This is a genomic window from Celeribacter sp. (assembly GCF_048266405.1).
In the GTDB taxonomy this organism is placed as follows: domain Bacteria; phylum Pseudomonadota; class Alphaproteobacteria; order Rhodobacterales; family Rhodobacteraceae; genus Celeribacter.
The window spans coordinates 34,150-54,368 of the sequence record NZ_JBLWZO010000006.1 but is presented as its reverse complement, the minus strand read 5'-3'; the positions used below and the strand labels follow the sequence as shown (position 1 = coordinate 54,368).

Here is a 20,219-nt window from a genome sequence, read left to right as displayed (position 1 = left end):
TCATTTCGCTGTTGGTCCCTTTCCTGCGTGCTTTTGTCAAGGTCGGATAGGGCAGGGATCACTTGTCAGGCGCATCTGTCGCGGGTAAGCGTGTGGCATGAAAATTTCGCTCCCGACCCCCGCCCAGACGTTCAAGATCGGCACCCGTGGTTCGCTGCTTGCGCTCGCGCAAGCACATGAGACCCGTGACCGTATCATGGATCATTTCGACCTGCCTGCCGAGGCCTTCGAGATTGTCGTGATCTCGACCCAAGGCGACCGCGTGTTGGATCGGGCCCTCAAAGAGATCGGGGGCAAGGGGCTGTTTACGCGCGAGATCGAGGATCAGCTGCTTGACGGCTCCATCGATATCGCCGTGCATTCGATGAAAGATATGCCCGTGGATCAGCCTGAGGGTTTGATCTTGGATTGCTATCTGCCGCGCGAAAACCCTTGCGACGCCTTCATCCAGTTGGGTGGCGGTAAACTGGCTGATTTGCCAAGCGGTTCGGTGGTGGGCACCTCATCGTTGCGCCGCAGGGCGCAGCTTCTGCATCGGCGTCCTGATCTCGACGTTGTCGAGTTCCGCGGCAATGTGCAGACCCGTTTGAAAAAGCTGCAAGATGGCGTTGCGTCCGCGACCTTCCTTGCGATGGCGGGGTTGAACCGTTTGGATGCGACGGACGTGCCGCGCTCGGAAATTGCGCCTGAAGAGATGCTGCCCGCCGTAGCGCAAGGGGCTATCGGGATTGAACGCCGCAGTGATGACCGTAATACCGCTGCCATTTTGGAAGCGTTGCACCACCGTGAAACGGGCGAACGTTTGGCCGCAGAGCGGGCGTTTCTTGCCGCGCTTGACGGGTCGTGTGAGACTCCGATTGCGGGACTGGCGACCCTTGATGGGGGCACGTTGCGTCTGCGAGGAGAAATCCTGCGCACCGACGGATCAGAGGCGTTGTTCGATGAGATTTCTGGTGCCATCGAAGACGGCGCAGAGATGGGCCGTGAATTGGCCACGCGTCTGTTGGCCCGTGCGGGCGACGGCTTTTTCGACTGGAAATAAGGGTTAGGGCGTTGACCTTGTCGCGCGGGCATCGGCCACGCGTAGGGCGACGCCAGCGCCAATCGCGGTTGCTGCGCCAATGGTCATCACTAGGCCATAGGATGCCAAAGATGTCCCGATCCAGAAAATTCCTCCTGCGATCAATTGGCTTGTCACCTGATTGACAGATTGCAGCGACGAGCTTGCCCCCGGACGGTTCCAGAGCAGGTCTTGGAAGTAAGCGATGGGCAGGGTCAAGAGCGCTGCGGCTCCCATGGCGGCGGGGAGAGCCAAAAGCCACACGGCATCGCCACCTGCCATGCGCGGAAACAGCAACATGAACACGGCATAGATCAACGCCGCGCCAAGCAGGATCGTGCTTTTGCTCATGCGTGCCGAGACCCACGGGATCAGCATCATAAACGGAATCTCCAGCCCCGCGATCAGGGCCGCAAGACGGGCGGTGCGGGCGGTTCCCTCGGGGTGGGCGGCTTCAAAAATAAGGCCCATCGTTTGCATATAGATCGTGTTGGCGGCGACGAGCGTGGCGATCAGTAACAGGCGAGACACCACACGCGGATGGGCCAACTCAGAGATGGACTGTCCGAAGGAGAGGCCCGATTTGGTTTCTGCGCCGCCCTCCAATCCGTCTTTGGGGAGAAGTGTGTAGAGCGCGATAAAACAGCACGTCGCGGCTAAGGTGACGATGCCGTAGAGGTGGATCAGGCCCATGCCGCGTCCGATGGCAATCGACAACAGCGGCAGAACCACGATGAAGGGTAGAGCAAACCCCGCACGGATCAATGACATCACGCCGTCCCGCTCGGCGGGAGCGCGTTCAGACACTGCGAGGCGGGCAATGGCGAACAGTTGTCCCATGAGGGCAAATCCGATGGGGATCAGCACCGTTGCGGCGAGCAGATAGGCGATGGGCGAACGGGTGACATAGACGCCACCAACGCCCACCACGGTGATCGCCGCACAGATCAGCGCGGTGGTTCGCCGTGAGGCCCATTGGTCGGTGATGATGCCCGTGTAGAGCGAGGAGGCCACCGAGGCCGCAGCCCCGACCACCATAATCGCGGCGAATTGCGCGTCGGAGAAGCCAAAGAGCTTGATGGCGATTAGCCCTTGGTAAGGCGCGAGAGCCGCCGCAAGAGCGCCGATGAAAAACATCGCAAAAGCACTGGCCCGCAGTCGGCGGCTACCAGCAATGATCGCGAAGGCGGAGATCATGGAAGAACTTTGCCGGGGTTGAGGATGCCGTTAGGGTCCATTGAGGCCTTAATCGCGCGCATCACGTCGAGCGCCACGGGAGATTTGCGCCGCCGCATGGAGGACAGCTTGGCAACACCGATCCCATGTTCGGCGGAGAATGATCCACGCATGTCTTGGACGATGTCCTCGACGGTTTCCATGATCTTATCGGACAGGTCCGCGTCATCCTTGGACGGGTAAACGGTGTAGTGCACGTTGCCGTCACCCAAATGCGCAACGGTGCAATCGGTTAGATCAGCGTCCAAGAGTTTGAGCCGTGCGATGGCCTCGTCGCAAAAAGCGGCGACCTTGTCGACGGGCAGGCACAGGTCGTTGATCACGAGGGGCTTGGTGTTGGTGGAAATTTCCGCAGCCGCCTCGCGCATTTCCCACATGGACCGTCGTTGCGCCTCTGAGCCTGCGAGGGCTGCGTCCAGAACGAGGCCCGCCTCGAACATGGTTCCCAAGGCGTCTTCGAGATGGGTGGTTAGAGGAACCTCACCGCTGTCGTCCTCCGCGCAATCGCGCGGAATGGTTGATGCGATCTCAAGGAAAATCGTGTGCTCTGCCTCATGGCCCAAGGGCGGGATGAGGTCAGGGCGGTAGGCTTCGAGCCGTTCCATGTAGTTTCGTGGCATGTATTCAAAGGCCTCGACCATGCCGCCGGTGCGCTCTTGGAGGGCGTTTAAAAGCTGTAATGCCCCCGACAGATCGGGGACCGTGACCATCGCCGTGGCGTGGGCTTTGGGTGCAGGAGCCAGTTTGAGGACCGCAGCGGTGATGACGCCAAGCGTGCCCTCGGAGCCAATGATCAGGTCGCGCAGATCATAGCCCGAGTTGTCTTTGTGCAGTTCGCTCATCAGATCAAGCACACGCCCGTCGGCCAGAACCACTTCGATCCCGAGACAGAGATCACGGGTATTGCCGTAGCGCAGAACATTGGACCCGCCTGCATTGGTGCCAAGCGTGCCGCCGATACGGCATGACCCCTTTGCGCCAAACGTCATCGGGTATTTGAGTCCCGATCCCTCAAGGTGATCGTGCAGGTCTTGTAAAACAACGCCTGCCTCGACGATGGCAATTCGCGCCTCTTTGCGCACCTCGCGCACAGTGTTCATGCGCTCCATCGACAGGATGATGGCCCCCTTGGCCAAAGTCGCGCCCGTCAGGCCCGTGTTGCCGCCCATCGGAACCACGGCGGTGCCCGTCTCGTTGCACAGCGCAAGGACACCTGACACCTCGGCGGTCGTCGCAGGGCGCACAACGGCCAACGGCTCGGCTTCATATTTTCCCACCCAGTCACGGGCATAGGATGCTGTGTCGTCACCTGTGAGAACCTGAGGGGTGATAGCGCGGAGGCGGTCGAGAAAAACCAAAAGCGAGATCCTTTTGCAAAAGGTGGCAGTTGTTGCGCACAGAGTTCAAGGAAAACGGGACGAGAGACAAGGGCGTAAAACGATAAACGCCCCCGACAAAACTGCCGAGGGCGTACTGGGGTCTGGTTGTTCAAACCGTTGATCAAGGTCCGCTTATACTGCTGAGGAGTGCTGACCTTGGGACATGTCGTAGGCGTCGAAGTGGCGCGCGATCATGCGGGTAAGCGGTTTGGCATGATCGAGAATAACGATCTCGTCGGCGGAAATGTCCAGCATATCGGGAAAGGCCGTATCGACGCCTTTGGCAAAGTCGTCAAAAGCCTCTTGGCTGAGATCGAACCGTTGCACGAGGTCGGCGCGGTCTACGCGAAATTCACTCATCAGCGCTTCGATAATGCGGCCACGCAAATGATCCTCTTCAGTAAAGCTGTGCCCTTTGGTGATAGGCAAGCGTCCCGCCCGAACCGCCTCTTGGTATTTTGAGGTGGCAGGGGCGTTTTGCGCGTAGCCTTGCGGGTATTTGGCGATAGAGGAAGCGCCAACGCCAATCATGGCGGAGCACTTATCATCTGTGTAGCCTTGGAAGTTGCGGCGCAGTTTTCCTGTGCGCAGGGCAACGGCAAGACCATCGTTTTCGCGGGCGAAGTGGTCGATGCCAATTTCGGTGTAACCGTCCGCAACGAAGAGATCCCGCGCGGTGTTGAATAGCTCCAACCGCTCTTCGGGAGTGGGGAGCTGATCGGTGGGGATCATGGTTTGGCGACGTGCAATCCACGGCACGTGGGCATAGCCGAACAGGGCGACGCGGTCAGGTGACAGCGATAGTAGCTTTTGCACACTTGCGGTGATTTTTTCCTGCGACTGGCCGGGTAGGCCATAGAGGATGTCGGTGTTGAGGGAGCGAATCCCGCGGGCACGCAATCCGTCCACTGCGGCCTTGGTGATCTCATAGGACTGAATGCGACCGATTGTCTCTTGGATCACGGGATCAAAGTCCTGAACGCCGATAGAGGCGCGGTTCATTCCGCCCGCGGCAAGGGCATCCAGACGGGCATCGTCGATCTCGTTGGGGTCAATCTCGACGGAGAATTCATAGTCCTCGGCAAAGGGCGCAACCTCGGCAATCGCCCCTGTGAGGTCGACGATCATATCGGGTTCGAGCAGGGTCGGCGTTCCGCCACCCCAATGCAGGTGCCCGAGTTTAAGTCCCTCTGGCAAATGATTTTTTATGAGCTTCAACTCGGCTTTCAAGGTTCCCACATAGGCGGCGACGGGGCCTGCCGTGGTGGTGCCTTGGGTCCGGCAGGCGCAGAACCAACACAGGCGGCGACAAAACGGGACATGCACGTAAAGCGATGCGGGCTGCTCTGGATCAAGGGCGGACAACCACGACGCAACGTCGGCTTCGCCTACGTCGGTTTTGAAATGCGGGGCCGTTGGGTAACTCGTATAGCGAGGAACGCGAGCGTCAAAGAGGCCAAGATTGCGGAGTTGAATGTGCTTGTTCATAAGGATAGGCTCTATCGGAACTGGGGTGAGGCTCCCTTGACCCAGATCAAGAATCAAAAAACTCGAACTTTGAGCGCACAATTCATGACCGATGTTGTTTTCGACCACAAAGACTGTGGGACGTGTCCTATCAAGCATCGCGCCGTTTGTGCGCGGTGTGAGGCCGATGAGCTCGAAGAGCTTGATGCCATTAAATATTACCGCTCCTACGAGGCGGGTCAGCCAATTGTCTGGTCGGGGGACCGCATGGACTTTGTGGCTTCCGTCGTCACGGGTGTCGCGTCGTTGTCTCAAGCGATGGAAGACGGGCGTACGCAAATGGTCGGCCTTTTGCTGCCCTCTGACTTCTTGGGCCGTCCAGGTCGGGAGGCTGCGCCCTATGATGTTGTGGCTGTGTCGAATCTCACGCTGTGTTGCTTCCGTCGCAAACCGTTCGAGACCATGATGGCGGCCACGCCCCACATCAGTCAGCGCCTGTTGGAAATGACGCTCGACGAACTGGATGCTGCCCGCGAATGGATGCTCATTCTGGGTCGTAAAACCGCCCGCGAAAAAATTGCATCTCTTCTGGCAATTCTTGCCCGCCGCGAGTCGTCTTTGGAACTCAAGTCGACCGAAAACGGCATGACATTCGAGCTGCCTTTGACACGTGAGTCGATGGCAGATTATCTCGGCCTGACATTGGAAACGGTGTCCCGTCAGGTTTCGGCACTCAAACGCGAGGGTGTTATTCAGCTTGAAGGAAAGCGCCGCGTTGTGATTCCCGATTTTGATCGGCTTCAGATGGAAACAGGCGATGATGCGGATGGCGGCTTGATGATCTGACGCCAGATCATGCTCTCGGAACAAAAAGCGCACCGTTTCGGGTGCGCTTTTTGTTTTCGGATTGGTGCGCGCCGTTAGTGTGACATGAGAACGGGCACTTCGGCCAGTTCAAGCATATGCCGTGTTGCGCCGCCCAAAATGGATTCGCGGAAGCGCGAGTGGCCATAGGCCCCCATCACCAACATATCGGCGTCCTTGTCGGTCAGTTGCCGCATCAGAACATCAGAGACGCGCGGCATGGTTTTTGCCAACACCGATACTTCTGCGCGGACGCCATGACGGACAAGCATCTGACACAGCGATCCACCTGGATCGGAGCGATCTGGGCCGTGGCGCGGCGGATCGACGACGGTGATGTCCACCAAGTCGGCCTTTTGCAGAATCGGCAGGGCCGCACGGATGGTGCCAAGCGCCTCGGCACTTTCGTTCCATGCTACGACAACCCGTTGGATGGTTTCGGGCAAAGTGGCCTCATCGGGAATGACAAGCACAGGGACGTGACCCGAAAACAGGGCTGCTTCTAGGATTTCTTCATGTTCATGGCCGCGGCCCGCACCATAGGGGCGAGGGAGAACCACGATATCGGAGAACCGCAGGAAATGTGCGAGTTGCGGCGTGAGGCCTGCCATTTGCGCGGTGATCGGGTTCGAGGACCACGCGATATCTTCGGCGGACAAGCGATCCTTGACGGCATCGTCAATGGATTTGCTCTCTGCTTGGGCTTGTTGAAGGTTGTCCTGCAACGCGAGAGCATTTGTTCCCGCATAATAGAATCCGGGTTGCGTGCGGTCCAAACCAAGGCAGAGGACTTCGAGATGGGCGTCTTCGCGTCGTGCCAGATTTACAGCGGCATCAAGCGCATGGCTGTCAGCCTCCATCGAGCACACGACCGTCGTTACAGTCTTGAAGGGCATGGATGCCTCCTGAATTTTGTTTCTCTATGCGTGGAGTGTGGCGGCAAACCGGCGCGGTGGCTTTGATCAGGATCAACACCTTTTGCACAGCGGCGAAAAAGCGCGGTGTTTTGCCGCTACGGAGGATTCTGGAACTGTTTTCGAATTGCATTCTGTGTCAAACTTGACCTGCGAGCGGGCTGCGGTCCAAGCGCATGTCGATTGCAAAACTGTCGGCCCGACGACGCCTAGCCCTTTAAGTTCAACAGCTTTGACTCAGATCAAGGTTGAGAGCGGGGTTGTCGTTCAAACCGCACAATGTCGATACCTGTGTCCGAGCAGGATTGAGACTATGCCTCGAAAAAGAGGTGCAGAACGAAGGGACGCAACATGTGGAACTATTTTAAGCTGGCAGCTCTGGGACTCTTTGTGGTTCTCGCAGGGTTGGCCGCAAACTACGGGCGCGATTTTGCATATCAAGTGCATGCGCTCATTTTCATGGCCGCTGGGGCCATGACATTCATCTACTCCTTGCGCACGATGGGTGACGTCAAACCGGCCACGACTGGCTATCTTGACGGCGTTGTGCGCTACGGTGTTATCGTCACGGCCTTCTGGGGTGTCGTGGGCTTCCTGATGGGAACGTTCATCGCATTCCAACTCGCCTATCCGGGGCTCAACTTCGAGTTCCTGCAAGGGCATGGTAACTTCGGGCGTCTGCGTCCGCTGCACACCTCGGCTGTGATTTTCGCTTTCGGTGGGAACGCACTGATCGCAACCTCATTCTATGTCGTACAGCGTACCTCCGCTGTTCGTCTTTGGGGCGGGAACCTCGCGTGGTTCGTGTTCTGGGGCTATAACCTGTTTATCGTTTTGGCGGCGACGGGCTATGTCATGGGTGTGACCCAGTCCAAAGAATACGCCGAGCCTGAATGGTACGTCGATCTGTGGCTGACCATCGTGTGGGTCGCCTATCTTCTTGTTTTCCTCGGGACGCTTATGACCCGCAAGGAAAAGCACATCTACGTGGCCAACTGGTTCTACCTCTCCTTCATCGTGACCATCGCGATGCTGCACATCGTCAACAACCTCGTTATTCCTGTCTCGTTCCTCGGCTCGCGCTCTGTTATGGTGATGTCGGGTGTTCAGGACGCGATGACGCAGTGGTGGTACGGCCACAACGCTGTGGGCTTCTTCCTGACCGCAGGCTTCCTTGGCATGATGTACTACTTCGTGCCCAAGCAAGCCGGTCGTCCGGTGTTCTCCTACAAGCTGTCGATCATCCACTTCTGGGCTCTGATCTTCCTCTACATCTGGGCAGGTCCACACCACCTGCACTACACAGCTCTGCCTGACTGGGCCTCGACGCTCGGCATGGTGTTCTCTGTCGTGCTCTGGATGCCCTCATGGGGCGGTATGATCAACGGTCTGATGACGCTCTCGGGCGCATGGGACAAACTGCGCACCGATCCGATTATCCGCATGATGGTGATTTCGGTCGGTTTCTACGGCATGTCGACCTTTGAAGGTCCGATGATGTCGATCCGCGCTGTGAACTCCTTGTCGCACTACACCGACTGGACCATTGGTCACGTACACTCCGGTGCCCTTGGTTGGAACGGTATGATCACCTTTGGTGCGCTCTACTTCCTCGTTCCTAAACTGTGGAACCGTGAACGTCTCTATTCCTTGGGTCTCGTGTCTTGGCACTTCTGGCTCGCTACTATCGGTATCGTCCTCTACGCGGCGTCCATGTGGGTGACGGGTATTATGGAAGGCCTGATGTGGCGCGAAGTCGACAGCCAAGGGTTCCTCGTGAACGCTTTCGCTGACACGGTTTCTGCGAAACACCCAATGTATGTGGTTCGTTCTCTGGGTGGCGTTCTCTACCTCACTGGCGCACTTATCATGTGCTACAACCTCATCATGACCGTTCGTCGTTCGCCTGCTGTGGCTGACGATGCGGTCATGGCTCCGGCAGAATAAGGGGGCTGATGCAAATGGCACTTCTTGATAAACACAAGATCCTCGAAACCAATGCGACCCTGTTGTTGGTCTTCTCCCTCTTGGTGGTGACCGTCGGTGGCATCGTGGAAATCGCGCCTCTCTTCTACCTCGAAAACACGATCGAGGATGTGGATGGGATGCGGCCTTACTCGCCGCTCGAACTGACGGGGCGCGAAATCTACGTGCGCGAAGGCTGCTATGTCTGCCACTCGCAGATGATCCGCCCGATGCGCGACGAGGTGGAGCGTTATGGCCACTACTCACTGGCAGCGGAGTCGAAATATGACCACCCGTTCCAATGGGGCTCAAAGCGGACTGGTCCTGACCTTGCGCGTGTGGGCGGTCGTTACTCCGATGCGTGGCATGTTGATCACCTGACAAACCCGCAATCCGTGGTTCCTGAGTCGGTTATGCCGAAATATGGCTTCCTTGCGGATCGTTACATCGAGCCTGAGTATGTTCAGGATCTCATGAAAACGCACCGCATGGTCGGGGTTCCCTACACCGACGAGATGATCGAAGCCGCAGACGAGGATTTCCTCGCTCAAGCCGACCCCGACAGTGACTATGATGCTCTCGTGGAACGCTACCCCGGTGCGGTGGTCAGCAATTTCGACGGGCAGGACGGCATTACAGAAATGGATGCTTTGATTGCCTACATGCAGATGCTCGGTACGTTGGTTGACTTCTCGACCTTCACGCCAGACGCATCGCGCTAAGGAGTGCGTGATATGGACTATCATATCCTGCGTGAGTTTGCGGACAGTTGGGTACTGTTGCTGATGTTTGTTTTCTTCGTTGCCGTTATTGTCTGGGCGATCCGCCCAGGCAGTAACAAAGAGCACCGGGACGTCGCCAACTCCATTTTTCGCAATGAAGATAAACCGGCCACATCTGAGGAGGCTCGGAGATGAGTAAAAAAGACAAAAATCAGGTCAATACGACGGGCCACTCTTGGGATGGCATCGAAGAATATAACAACCCTCTCCCCCGGTGGTGGTTGTGGACCTTCTACCTGTGCATCATCTGGGCAATCGGGTATTCGATTGCCTACCCTGCATGGCCACTCGCCAAGCACGCCACAGCAGGCCTTCTCGGGTATTCGACCCGCGCAGAGGTTGCCGAGAAAATCGCCTCTTTCGAGGAAATGAACGCGGCGGTGGAAGCCGAACTTGCGGCGGCTGATGTCACGGAAGTAGCTGTTGGGTCTGATGTTCACAACTACGGTGTGAACGCGGGCGCTGCTGTGTTCCGTGCCAACTGTTCCCAGTGTCACGGCTCCGGGGCTGCGGGTAACAAAGGCTATCCAAACCTGCTCGACAACGACTGGCTTTGGGGCGGCACCGTAGATGAGATCGCCTATACGATCCAACACGGCGTTCGCAACGAGACTGACGATTCTCGCTACTCCGAGATGCCAAAGTTCGGCGCTGACGAGTTGCTCGAAGACGAGCAAATTGCACAGGTCGTCGAATATGTTCTTTCGATCTCTGACCAAGAGCATGATGCGGCTCTCGCTGCTGAAGGCGCCGTGGTTTTTGAAGAGAACTGTGCGGCTTGTCACGCTGAAGATGGCACAGGGGACATCTACCAAGGTGCGCCAAACCTGACGGATGCGATCTGGCTTTATGGCGGTTCGCGTGAGGATGTCCACGAGACAGTCTACAATGCGCGCTATGGCGTCATGCCTGCTTGGGGCCTGCGTCTCTCCGAGGCTGAAGTCAAAGCGGCTGCCCTCTACGTCCACAACTTGGGCGGTGGCGAATAATCCATTCGGAATTCGGGCGGCAACGCCCGAGTTGAGGCACCGGCCCATGATCCTGTTCGCGCGTTTCTTAAGGGTCGGTGCCGACAAAATTCAAAACACCGCAGCCCACAAGCTGCGGTGTTTTTTTGTGATAGGGTGCAATTGTGGTGCGAATCTTCATGCGCGACAAACGTCGTTTCTATTGGCCAAATGTGGAAGCGAGACAGAATGCCGCGTGAAAAACATATTTAATTAATGCATGTTTGGTGAGGCGTAGGAAAATCTTGATCCACATCAAGGCTTCATAGCGCCACCGCCACCATTAAGGTAGCTAACGCGAATAGTGCAAAGGCCTGCTCCCATGAGCTCTACAGACGACGCCCCAAAACTTTACGAAGCCCGCGAGCCGGTGTTCCCACGCCGTGTGAAAGGTCCATTCCGCTCGCTGAAATGGATCATCATGGCTGTCACTTTGGGGATATATTACCTCACGCCGTGGATTCGGTTTGATCGTGGTCCGAACCTGCCGGATCAGGCGGTGTTGATTGACCTTGCGAACCGTCGTTTTTTCTTCTTCTGGATCGAGATCTGGCCGCATGAATTCTACTTCATCGCGGGTCTGTTGATCATGGCGGGTTTGGGGCTGTTTCTCTTTACCTCGGCGGCAGGGCGTGTCTGGTGTGGCTATGCCTGTCCTCAGACAGTTTGGACCGATCTTTTCATCCTTGTAGAGCGTTGGGTCGAGGGCGATCGCAATGCGCGCCTGCGCCTTCACCGTCAAAAGAAGATGGATTTCCGCAAGCTGCGTTTGCGCCTGACCAAATGGTTCTTGTGGCTCGTGATCGGCGCGGCAACGGGCGGCGCATGGGTGTTCTACTTTACAGATGCTCCAACACTTTTGGTCGACCTGTTTACGGGACAGGCGCATCCTTTGGCCTATGGCACCGTGATCATTCTCACACTCACCACTTTCTTCTTCGGCGGGTTCGCCCGCGAACAGATTTGTATCTACGCCTGCCCGTGGCCACGCATTCAGGCGGCCATGATGGACGAGGACACCATTGTGGTCGGCTATCGCCATTGGCGTGGCGAGCCGCGCGGCAAGGCTCGTAAACAAGCGGATAGCAATGTGGAAATGGGCGATTGTATCGACTGCATGGCCTGTGTGAACGTGTGTCCCGTGGGGATCGACATCCGCGACGGTCAGCAGCTTGAGTGCATCACCTGTGCCCTTTGCATCGACGCCTGCGACGAGATCATGGACAAAATCGGCAAGCCTCGTGGGTTGATCGACTACATGGCCCTGACCGATGAAGCGCGTGAAATGTCGGGTCAGGAAGTTAAATCGATTTGGAAACACATCTTCCGCCCGCGCACCATTCTCTACACCGTCCTGTGGGCGGGTGTCGGCATCGGGCTTGTGGTGGCCTTGTTTATCCGCCCCGACATCGACATGACGGTGGCTCCAGAGCGCAACCCGACATTCGTGGTGCAATCCGACGGCTCGATCCGCAATATCTACAATGTGCGCTTGCGCAACAAACACGGCGATGATCGCCCCTTCAAAATCTCTGTCACGGGTGATCCGTCCTTGTCGGTTCAGGTCGAGGGTGCCGAAAACCAAGTGGTGGTTGTGCCTGCGGATGAGATGAAAATCCAACGTGTCTACATCACAGCGGAAGCGAAATCCGTTCCTGCAACGAGCGACCGTAGTGACATCACCATCTGGGTAACAGATATCTCCAACAATGATCGTGCGCATACCGCGACGGTGTTCAATGGTCGGGGGCAATAAGATGGCTGAGGAAAAATCAGGCGAAAAGAAAGAGTTCGAACTCAAGGGCAAACATGTCTTGGCGATGATGGTCGGGGCTTTCGGCCTCATCATCGGTGTGAATATCTTTATGGCGGTTAGTGCTGTGCGGACCTTTCCCGGGCTAGAGGTGAAAAACTCCTACGTCGCCTCCCAGCATTTCGACACAGACAAGGCCGAGCAACTGGCGCTTGGGTGGACAGTCGAGACGAAAGCGGAGGGGGACATTTTCCGTGTCGCCATCACCGATGAGACGGGTGCGCCCGTCGAGGTGGAAAGCATCAGCGGCACCATCGGCCGCCCCACCTCTGTGGTCGATGACCAGACGCCAGAGTTTGTTTTCGACGGGAAAGCCTATGTTGCCGAAACGGGCAAACTCGAAGAAGGCAACTGGAACTACCGCATGGTTGCGACAGCCAAAGATGGATCGCATTTCAAACAGCGGATCGTCTTTTACGTCAAACATTAAACACGCCTGATCGGAAAACGCGCGATGTCCGAAGTCCAGATTTCAGCCTGTCCGGCGTGTCTCGCCGCTCCTGCCGCAGAAGATGCTGCGGGGGCGTTTGACGTGAAAGAGGCTCGTATCGTGTTGTCCTTGCCGACCGCGCATTGTGCGGCCTGCATCTCGGCTGTGGAACGTGCATTGAACAAAGTCGATGCGGTTCATAGTGCGCGGGTGAATCTCACGCTCAAACGCGCCTTGATCGAGGCGGACGAGTCCGTGACGCCCGATGATATGATCAAGGTTCTCGAAGGGATCGGCTACGAGGCTTATGAGTTGGATGCCGATGCGATTTCCGCAACCCAAACAGACAAAAAAGGCCGCGCCATTCTGACCCGTATTGCAGTGTCAGGCTTCGCCATGATGAACGTCATGTTGCTATCCGTGGCGGTGTGGTCGGGGGCAACCGATGCGACCCGCGATATGTTCCACTGGATTTCCGCGACCATTGCCTTGCCCGCGATTGTTTATGCGGCCCAACCGTTTTTCAAATCCGCATGGTCGGCGCTTCGGGTGCGGCGGCTCAATATGGATGTGCCAATTTCACTGGCGATCATTCTTGCCGCGGGCATGTCGGTCTATGAAACGGCTTTGTCGGGCGAACATGCTTATTTCGATGCAGCCCTCTCGCTGACCTTTTTCTTGTTGGCGGGGCGCTACCTCGACTATCGCACGCGCTCTGTAGCACGCTCCGCAGCTGAAGAACTCGCGGCTCTTGAAGTCCCCCGTGCCACCTTGGTCGACGGGACCGTGCGGCCTATTTCCGAGATCAAAGCAGGGGATCTGGTCCGCGTTGTTCCTGGCGCACGTGTCCCCGTAGACGGGATAGTGACCGAAGGCGCCTCCGAATTGGACCGCTCGCTTTTGACGGGGGAAAGCCTTCCCGTTGCTGTTGGGCCCGACACGGTGGTCAGCGCGGGCGAAGTGAACCTGACAGGTGTGTTGAATGTGCGCGTAACGGCGGCAGGGTCGGAGAGTTCTTTGCACCGCATGGCCGATCTCGTGGCGATGGCCGAGACATCGCGCAACCGCTATACCTCGCTCGCGGATCGCGCCGCACAGGTCTATGCCCCGCTTGTTCATATCCTCGCCTTTGTGGCTTTTGTCGGTTGGGTATGGGCAACGGGTGATGTGCGTCATTCGCTCAATATCGCTGTCGCCGTTCTGATCATCACCTGTCCCTGTGCCCTCGGGTTGGCCGTGCCTGCCGTGACGACCGCAGCCTCGGGGCGTTTGTTTCGGGCGGGTATGTTGATCAAATCGGCAACCGCAATCGAACGTCTGGCCGAGGTCGACACTGTGGTCTTCGACAAAACGGGCACGCTGACCGAAGGGCGTCCCGAACTGTCGAACCTTGCACAGATCGAACCCCGCGCCCGCGGTATTGCAATGGCGCTTGCCTCTGGCTCTGCGCATCCTTTGTCAGCGGCGATTTATGAAGCCTGTCGCAAGGCGGATGTGATCCCCGCGAAACTTGAGGCCATTACTGAAATTCCGGGTCATGGGGTTGAGGCACGCTTTGATGGCAAACTTGTCCGTCTAGGTCGTGCGACGTGGATCGGGGCCGAGCCCCTGCCGCAGACAGCGACCTATCTCAAAGTGGGTGACGGCGCAGCGGTGGCCTTTGCCTTTGTCGATCACCTGCGTGATGGCGCGGCACAGGCCGTCGAAGCACTCAAAGCGCAGGGCAAAGAGGTTATCTTGCTCTCAGGTGACGCGCCCGCCGCTGTGGCCGAGATTGCCGAACGGATCGGTATCGACGCATGGGAGGCCGAGTGCCTTCCCGAAAGCAAAGCGCAACGCGTGGGTAATCTGACCCGCTTGGGACGCAAGGTTCTGATGGTCGGGGACGGCCTCAATGACACGGCCGCACTGGCGAGCGCACATGTTTCGATCTCGCCTGCATCGGCTCTGGAGGCCACCCGCGTGGTGTCCGACATCGTGCTGCTGGGCAATTCGCTTGCCCCCTTGGGCGAGGCGGCTCAGGTTGCCAAATCGGCCACGCGCCGGATCAAGGAAAACTTCGCAATCGCAGCAGGCTATAACATGATCGCTGTGCCATTGGCGCTTGCGGGATTTGCGACACCGCTCGCGGCGGCCTTGGCGATGTCGTTCTCGTCCATTACTGTGTCGCTCAATGCGTTGCGCCTGCGGGCGCGCAAAAAGGTCAATTGATATGAACGTGCTTGTCTATCTTATTCCCGTTTCGATCTTTCTTGGCGGGATAGGGCTCGCGGCCTTCTTTTGGTCGATCCGTTCGCATCAGTTCGATGATCCTGAAGGGGACGCCAACCGCATTCTGACCACCGACTACGACGATCACCCGCGCGAAGACTGACGCCGCCTATGGTGTTGCGCGTGTCGCCAGTTCGGCGACCATTGGCCCCATAGCCTCCACGATCACCGACACGCCCTGCGCATTGGGATGAATCCCGTCCGCTTGGATATGGGTTGTGATCGTCTCGCTCATGTCGCCCAAATCGGTGAGCGGTTTGAGAAAACTCTCGAAGTAAAGCGCGTCATATTTTTCGGCCAGATCGGGATAGATCGTCTCGAAAGCCGTTTTGTAATCTTGGCCGTAATTGCTTGGCACCGAGATGCCGACGATCATCATAGGCACGCCCTTTGCCGCCCCCGCTGCCATAATCGCGTCGAGGTTGGAACGGGCGAGTTCGGGCGGGATGCCGCGCAGCACGTCATTGCCTCCAAGTGCCACGATCATCGCGTTGATGTCGTCGGTTAGGGTCCAATCCACGCGGGACAACCCGCCCGATGTCGTGTCACCAGATACGCCCGCGTTGACGATGGTGGCGGCGATGCCTTGCGCGTCAAGCCAATCTTGCAACTGTGCTGTGAACCCTTCGTGGGCCAATAATCCGTAGCCTTGGGTCAGGCTGTCACCAAGGGCGGCAATGCGCACATTGGTCTCCTGAGCGGCAAGTGGAGTTGCGACCATTAGGGCGATAGAAAGGAAAACCGCCGACAATCGCTTGCTCATGCCGGATAAAACCCCATATCCAAAGTGAAAGACCAAAAGGATACCCCCCATGAGTGACGCCATTATTTCTCTGTCGAGCGCAAATCTAACCCTCGACGGCAATGCGGGCCGCGTGGAGATATTGCACGACATCTCGCTCGATGTCATGCGCGGGGAAACCGTTGGGCTGATCGGGCCGTCTGGGTCTGGCAAATCGTCGCTCCTTATGTTGCTCGGCGGGTTGGAACAGGCCACGGGCGGCCTCGTTTCGGTGCTTGGCCACAACCTCACGTCGATGGACGAGGATCAACTGGCGCGGTTCCGTAGAGATCATATGGGGGTTGTGTTCCAATCCTTCCACCTCATTCCGACAATGACTGCGCTTGAAAACGTCGCGACGCCTCTGGAACTGGCGGGGGTCGCGGATGCGTTCGAGCGGGCGCGGGCGGAATTGGAGGCGGTTGGGCTGACCTCGCGGATGGATCACTACCCGTCGCAAATGTCGGGCGGTGAGCAACAACGTGTGGCTTTGGCCCGCGCGGCGGCTCCGCGTCCCGAAATCCTCTTGGCCGATGAGCCAACGGGCAATCTCGACGGCACAACAGGGGAGGCGATTATCGACCTGCTCTTCGGTTTGCGTGACCGCCACGGATCAACGCTCGTCATGGTGACACACGCGCCCGAACTGGCGGCGCGGTGTGATCGGGTGATCCGTTTGCGTGACGGGCATCTGGAACCTGCGGAGGCTGTCGCGTGAACATAAAACTGGCGTGGACCATCGCGCGGCGTGAATTGCGCGCAGGGATCAAAGGGTTCTGGGTTCTCATTGCCTGTCTGGCTCTTGGGGTGGCTGCGATTGCGGGGGTCACATCCGTGCGCGAGAGCATTGCGCAGGGTCTGGACCGCGAAGGTGCGGCGTTACTTGGCGGTCAGGCGGAATTGGAGTTTACCTATCGCTTCGCGACCGATCAGGAACGCGCATGGATGGAGGCCAATGCCGATGCTGTCTCCGAAGTCGCTGATTTCCGGTCTATGGTGACAATCGGTGACGAGCGGGCATTGACACAGGTGAAGGCGGTGGATGATGCCTATCCCTTGATCGGCGCTGTGACCTTGACCCCCGACATGCCAATCGCTCAGGCGCTTGCGGGGCAAGGCGGCGTTGCGGGCGCTGTGCTCGACCCGATGTTGTTCGAGCGGTTGGGGCTATCCGTTGGCGACGAAATTGCCATTGGTGGCGAGCCGTTTGTGGCGATGGCTGCGCTGACCCGCGAACCTGACAATGCCTCGGCGGGCTTCTCGCTCGGGCCGCGTTCCATTGTCGCGTTGGACGCGTTGCGCGGGACGACTCTTTTGTCCGCAGGCACGTTGTTCGAGACGGCCTATCGTTTGCGTTTGCCCACGGACACCGACCTTGACGCTTATGAGGCTCGCGCCAAGGCGGAGATCGCGGACGGCGGGTTCAGATGGCGCGATGCTCGTAATGGTGCGCCCGGAGTGTCGCGGTTTGTCGAGCGTTTGTCGTCTTTCCTCGTTCTGGTCGGCCTTGCGGGTCTGGCCGTCGGCGGGGTCGGGGTTTCGGCGGCTGTGCGCGCCTACCTAGACCGCAAAACCTCTGTCATTGCGACCTTGAAAACACTGGGGGCAGAGCGCTCGACCATCATGATGATCTATGCCTTTCAGGTCGGGATATTGACGTTGGTCGCCATCGCGATTGGATTGACCCTCGGTGCTGTTGCACCGCTGTTGGCCGCGCCGTTGATTGAGGCGCAACTGCCCGTTCCTGTTGTGGTCGGTGTGCATCTTGGCCCGCTGATTGAGGCCAGCGTCTACGGTCTGTTGTCGGCGGCAATCTTTGTGCTGTGGCCGCTGTCACGCGCCGAGCAAATTCGCCCTGCCGCGCTCTACCGTGATGCGCAGTTCGGTCTGAGTGGGCGTCCGCGCCCGCGTTATATAGTCGTCATGGCGGTGATGATTGTGGCGCTTGTCGCCTCGGCTGCCCTGTTCACCGACAGTGCGCGTTTGGTGCTTTGGTCCTTTGTCGGTGTGGCAGGATCGTTCGCTCTGTTGGTTTTGTCCGCCCGTGGTGTGGCCCGTCTGGCGCGTCGCCTGTCGAAGGCCCGCTTTGTCAAAGGGCGCACAGGTTTGCGTCTCGCGCTCTCGTCCGTGGGTGGCCCCGGGGGGGAGACAACCTCCGTGGTTTTGTCGCTCGGCCTTGGGCTTACGGTTCTTTCCGCAGTCGGACAGATTGACACAAACCTGCGCAATGCCATCGCGCAAGACCTCCCCGAAGTGGCGCCCTCCTATTTCGTGGTCGATATTCAGCCCGATCAAATCGACGGGGTGTTGGAGCGCCTGACAAGCGACGCGGGCGTGAGCAAATTTGAGAGCGCGCCGATGCTGCGCGGGATCATCACGCAGATCAATGGCGTGGACGCCGAGACATACGCGGGGCCGCATTGGGTCATTCGCGGGGATCGCGGGATCACCTATTCCGCCGCCAAACCCGAAAACGCAAAGATCACCGCAGGAACGTGGTGGCCCGAGGATTACGCGGGCCCGCCACAGATCAGTTTTGCCGCCGAAGAAGCCGAAGAGATGGGTCTCAAACTCGGGGATACCATGACGGTCAATGTGCTTGGTCGTGAGATCACGGGTGAGATCACGTCCTTCCGCGAGGTTGATTTTTCTGGCGCGGGCATGGGGTTTGTCCTGTCGATGAATGACGCGGCGTTGCGCGGTGCGCCGCACACCCATATTGCGACGATCTATGCCACGCCGGAGGCCGAAGCACCGCTGATCCGCGATCTTGCCAAGGCCTATCCCAATATCACGACGATCCGTGTGCGCGATGCTATCGGGCGGGTTGTCACCGTCCTTGAGGGCATCGCCGCTGCCACAACCCTTGGTGCACTGGCCACGCTTATCACGGGCGCTGTCGTTCTTGTCGGGGCTGCGGCTGCGGGGGAAAGCAAACGGCGCTATGAGGCGGCCATTCTCAAAACGCTTGGCGCCACGCGCCGAGTCATCTTGCGCAGTTTCGCGCTGCGCTCGGCGCTTATGGGGTTTGCTGCGGCCATCGTCGCACTTGCGGCCGGTGGCCTCGCGGGATGGGCTGTCATCCATTTCGTGATGAAGTCGGACTTCCAGTTTGCTTGGGGCTCGGCGGCGGTCATCGTGGTGGGGGGCGTTTTGCTCACGCTTCTGACGTCGCTGTGGTTCTCATGGCGCGCGATGCGTGTGCGGCCTGCGCGGGTGTTGCGGTCCGCGGACTAAGTGTCGCGGTGTTGTTTGACCATATCGTTGACAAGCTCGCGAACGCGCTGGGCGGTCGGTGTCAAATGTGCGCCCGAACGTGTCAGAATGCCAAATTCGTCGACGGCGAGTTCTAGTTTCGTGTCGAGGGTCTGGATTTGACCGTCGGCGCTAAAGATTTGGGCTACGGCAGAGGCAATAGGCGCAATGGCGTTGGATTGGCCGACGGCGGCGAGGGTCAATAAAAACGAAGACGTGTTGAGCACGCGCAGGGGCGGCGCGTGGCCAAGGTCGCGCAACGCCCGTTCGACGGTTTGCCGCAAAATGGCCCCAGAGGGCGGCATGACCCAATCATATCTTAACAGGCTTTCGATCGAGATCGGCGTTTTGGCCCGCATCAAAGGGTGATCGCGCCGTGCAATAATGTTCATCGGTTCTGGTCCGATGGGGGTGTAGTCGAATTGGGACGCGGTGGAATCGTCGGGTAGGCGGCCGATGGCAAAGTCCAGCCGTCGATCAATGACCATATCGCGCAGGTGATCAGAGGTCGCGACTTCAATCTCGATCTGCGCATCGGGCATATCGATCCGTGCATGGCGCACCACAGGAAGGACAAGGTCAATCGCGGGCCCCGTAACGGCCCCGAGTGCTACGGTCCCCGTCAATCCGCGGCGCAACTCGTCTATTTCGCGACCCGCGTCGCCGATTTCATTGAGAATACGGTCCGCGCGGATCGCCAAAGCGCGACCCTCGGCGGTGAGGGCAATCCCGCGGCCTTCACGGTGATAGAACGGCGCGTTGATGATGGCTTCGATCTCGGACGCCAGACGCGAGGCGGCGGGTTGCGCAATGCCGAGCGTATGGGCCGCATCGGTCAGCTTGCCTTCGGTGAGCAGAGCGGCCGCGAGACGCAGGTGATTGATTTTCAGGCCCTTGCGCAAAAGCGTGTTCATCGGTGAAGTCCCGTCCTCAGCTTGATAAAATAGCCATAATGATATGAATTAATAATTATACATAATTTGACTGGGATAATA

At 58.3% G+C, this 20,219-nt stretch carries 18 protein-coding genes; 12 read left to right on the top strand and 6 right to left on the bottom strand.

From position 1 onward, the window contains the following. The first annotated feature begins 97 nt into the window (after nucleotides 1-97). Complete coding sequence (hemC, locus tag ACN0TS_RS12390; RefSeq protein ID WP_417259673.1) at nucleotides 98-1,042, top strand: hydroxymethylbilane synthase; 945 nt, start codon at nucleotides 98-100, stop codon at nucleotides 1,040-1,042. 3 nt (nucleotides 1,043-1,045) lie between these two features. Here hemC and ACN0TS_RS12385 read toward each other — a convergent pair whose 3' ends face one another. The 3 genes from ACN0TS_RS12385 to hemN form a co-directional block, all read right to left on the bottom strand. Further along, a complete protein-coding gene (locus ACN0TS_RS12385; protein ID WP_417259672.1) occupies nucleotides 1,046-2,257 on the bottom strand; it encodes an MFS transporter in 1,212 nt (403 codons plus the stop codon). Further along, nucleotides 2,254-3,654, bottom strand: a complete 1,401-nt coding sequence (locus ACN0TS_RS12380) for an FAD-binding oxidoreductase (RefSeq protein ID WP_417259671.1) — start codon at nucleotides 3,652-3,654, stop codon at nucleotides 2,254-2,256. The genes ACN0TS_RS12385 and ACN0TS_RS12380 overlap by 4 nt, the downstream gene beginning before the upstream one ends. A gap of 153 nt (nucleotides 3,655-3,807) precedes the next feature. After that, the gene (hemN, locus tag ACN0TS_RS12375) at nucleotides 3,808-5,163 is read right to left on the bottom strand and encodes an oxygen-independent coproporphyrinogen III oxidase (RefSeq protein WP_417259670.1); all 1,356 of its coding nucleotides are present in this window, start codon (nucleotides 5,161-5,163) and stop codon (nucleotides 3,808-3,810) included. A gap of 84 nt (nucleotides 5,164-5,247) precedes the next feature. Between hemN and fnrL the strand changes: the two genes are divergently transcribed. Further along, the gene (gene fnrL / locus ACN0TS_RS12370; protein ID WP_417259669.1) at nucleotides 5,248-5,988 is read left to right on the top strand and encodes a transcriptional regulator FnrL; all 741 of its coding nucleotides are present in this window, start codon (nucleotides 5,248-5,250) and stop codon (nucleotides 5,986-5,988) included. A 74-nt stretch (nucleotides 5,989-6,062) separates the two neighbouring features. Here the strand turns inward: fnrL and ACN0TS_RS12365 are convergent, their stop codons facing one another. Beyond that, nucleotides 6,063-6,902 carry a universal stress protein gene (locus ACN0TS_RS12365; RefSeq protein WP_417259668.1) on the bottom strand — a complete coding sequence of 280 codons (840 nt, stop codon included), beginning with the start codon at nucleotides 6,900-6,902 and terminating at the stop codon, nucleotides 6,063-6,065. 369 nt (nucleotides 6,903-7,271) lie between these two features. Between ACN0TS_RS12365 and ccoN the strand changes: the two genes are divergently transcribed. The 8 genes from ccoN (at nucleotide 7,272) to ccoS (ending at nucleotide 15,291) form a co-directional block, all read left to right on the top strand. Then, complete coding sequence (gene ccoN, locus ACN0TS_RS12360) at nucleotides 7,272-8,867, top strand: cytochrome-c oxidase, cbb3-type subunit I (RefSeq protein WP_417259667.1); 1,596 nt, start codon at nucleotides 7,272-7,274, stop codon at nucleotides 8,865-8,867. Between the two features lie 14 nt (nucleotides 8,868-8,881). Further along, nucleotides 8,882-9,607 carry a cytochrome-c oxidase, cbb3-type subunit II gene (gene ccoO / locus ACN0TS_RS12355; protein ID WP_417259666.1) on the top strand — a complete coding sequence of 242 codons (726 nt, stop codon included), beginning with the start codon at nucleotides 8,882-8,884 and terminating at the stop codon, nucleotides 9,605-9,607. A 12-nt stretch (nucleotides 9,608-9,619) separates the two neighbouring features. Then, nucleotides 9,620-9,802, top strand: coding sequence for a cbb3-type cytochrome oxidase subunit 3 (locus ACN0TS_RS12350; protein ID WP_417259665.1), 183 nt, complete (start codon nucleotides 9,620-9,622; stop codon nucleotides 9,800-9,802). Then, nucleotides 9,799-10,656, top strand: coding sequence for a cytochrome-c oxidase, cbb3-type subunit III (ccoP, locus tag ACN0TS_RS12345; protein ID WP_417259664.1), 858 nt, complete (start codon nucleotides 9,799-9,801; stop codon nucleotides 10,654-10,656). Before ACN0TS_RS12350 ends, ccoP begins: the two co-directional genes overlap by 4 nt. 340 nt (nucleotides 10,657-10,996) lie before the next feature. Then, the gene (gene ccoG, locus ACN0TS_RS12340) at nucleotides 10,997-12,430 is read left to right on the top strand and encodes a cytochrome c oxidase accessory protein CcoG (RefSeq protein ID WP_417259663.1); all 1,434 of its coding nucleotides are present in this window, start codon (nucleotides 10,997-10,999) and stop codon (nucleotides 12,428-12,430) included. 1 nt (nucleotide 12,431) lies between these two features. Beyond that, nucleotides 12,432-12,917, top strand: coding sequence for a FixH family protein (locus ACN0TS_RS12335; RefSeq protein WP_417259662.1), 486 nt, complete (start codon nucleotides 12,432-12,434; stop codon nucleotides 12,915-12,917). 24 nt (nucleotides 12,918-12,941) lie between these two features. Beyond that, the gene (locus ACN0TS_RS12330; protein ID WP_417259661.1) at nucleotides 12,942-15,128 is read left to right on the top strand and encodes a heavy metal translocating P-type ATPase; all 2,187 of its coding nucleotides are present in this window, start codon (nucleotides 12,942-12,944) and stop codon (nucleotides 15,126-15,128) included. Nucleotide 15,129: 1 nt separating this feature from the next. Further along, entirely contained in the window at nucleotides 15,130-15,291 is a 162-nt protein-coding gene (gene ccoS / locus ACN0TS_RS12325) for a cbb3-type cytochrome oxidase assembly protein CcoS (RefSeq protein ID WP_417259660.1), read from the top strand. Nucleotides 15,292-15,297: 6 nt separating this feature from the next. Here the strand turns inward: ccoS and ACN0TS_RS12320 are convergent, their stop codons facing one another. Further along, nucleotides 15,298-15,951 carry an arylesterase gene (locus tag ACN0TS_RS12320; protein ID WP_417259659.1) on the bottom strand — a complete coding sequence of 218 codons (654 nt, stop codon included), beginning with the start codon at nucleotides 15,949-15,951 and terminating at the stop codon, nucleotides 15,298-15,300. Nucleotides 15,952-16,000: 49 nt separating this feature from the next. Here ACN0TS_RS12320 and ACN0TS_RS12315 point away from each other — a divergent pair, with 49 nt between their 5' ends. Further along, nucleotides 16,001-16,687 carry an ABC transporter ATP-binding protein gene (locus ACN0TS_RS12315; RefSeq protein WP_417259658.1) on the top strand — a complete coding sequence of 229 codons (687 nt, stop codon included), beginning with the start codon at nucleotides 16,001-16,003 and terminating at the stop codon, nucleotides 16,685-16,687. Next, nucleotides 16,684-19,206 carry an ABC transporter permease gene (locus tag ACN0TS_RS12310; RefSeq protein WP_417259657.1) on the top strand — a complete coding sequence of 841 codons (2,523 nt, stop codon included), beginning with the start codon at nucleotides 16,684-16,686 and terminating at the stop codon, nucleotides 19,204-19,206. Before ACN0TS_RS12315 ends, ACN0TS_RS12310 begins: the two co-directional genes overlap by 4 nt. On the opposite strand, the gene ACN0TS_RS12305 is transcribed toward ACN0TS_RS12310, so the two are convergent. After that, complete coding sequence (locus ACN0TS_RS12305) at nucleotides 19,203-20,138, bottom strand: LysR family transcriptional regulator (protein WP_417259656.1); 936 nt, start codon at nucleotides 20,136-20,138, stop codon at nucleotides 19,203-19,205. The genes ACN0TS_RS12310 and ACN0TS_RS12305 overlap by 4 nt on opposite strands. Nucleotides 20,139-20,219 lie beyond the last annotated feature (81 nt).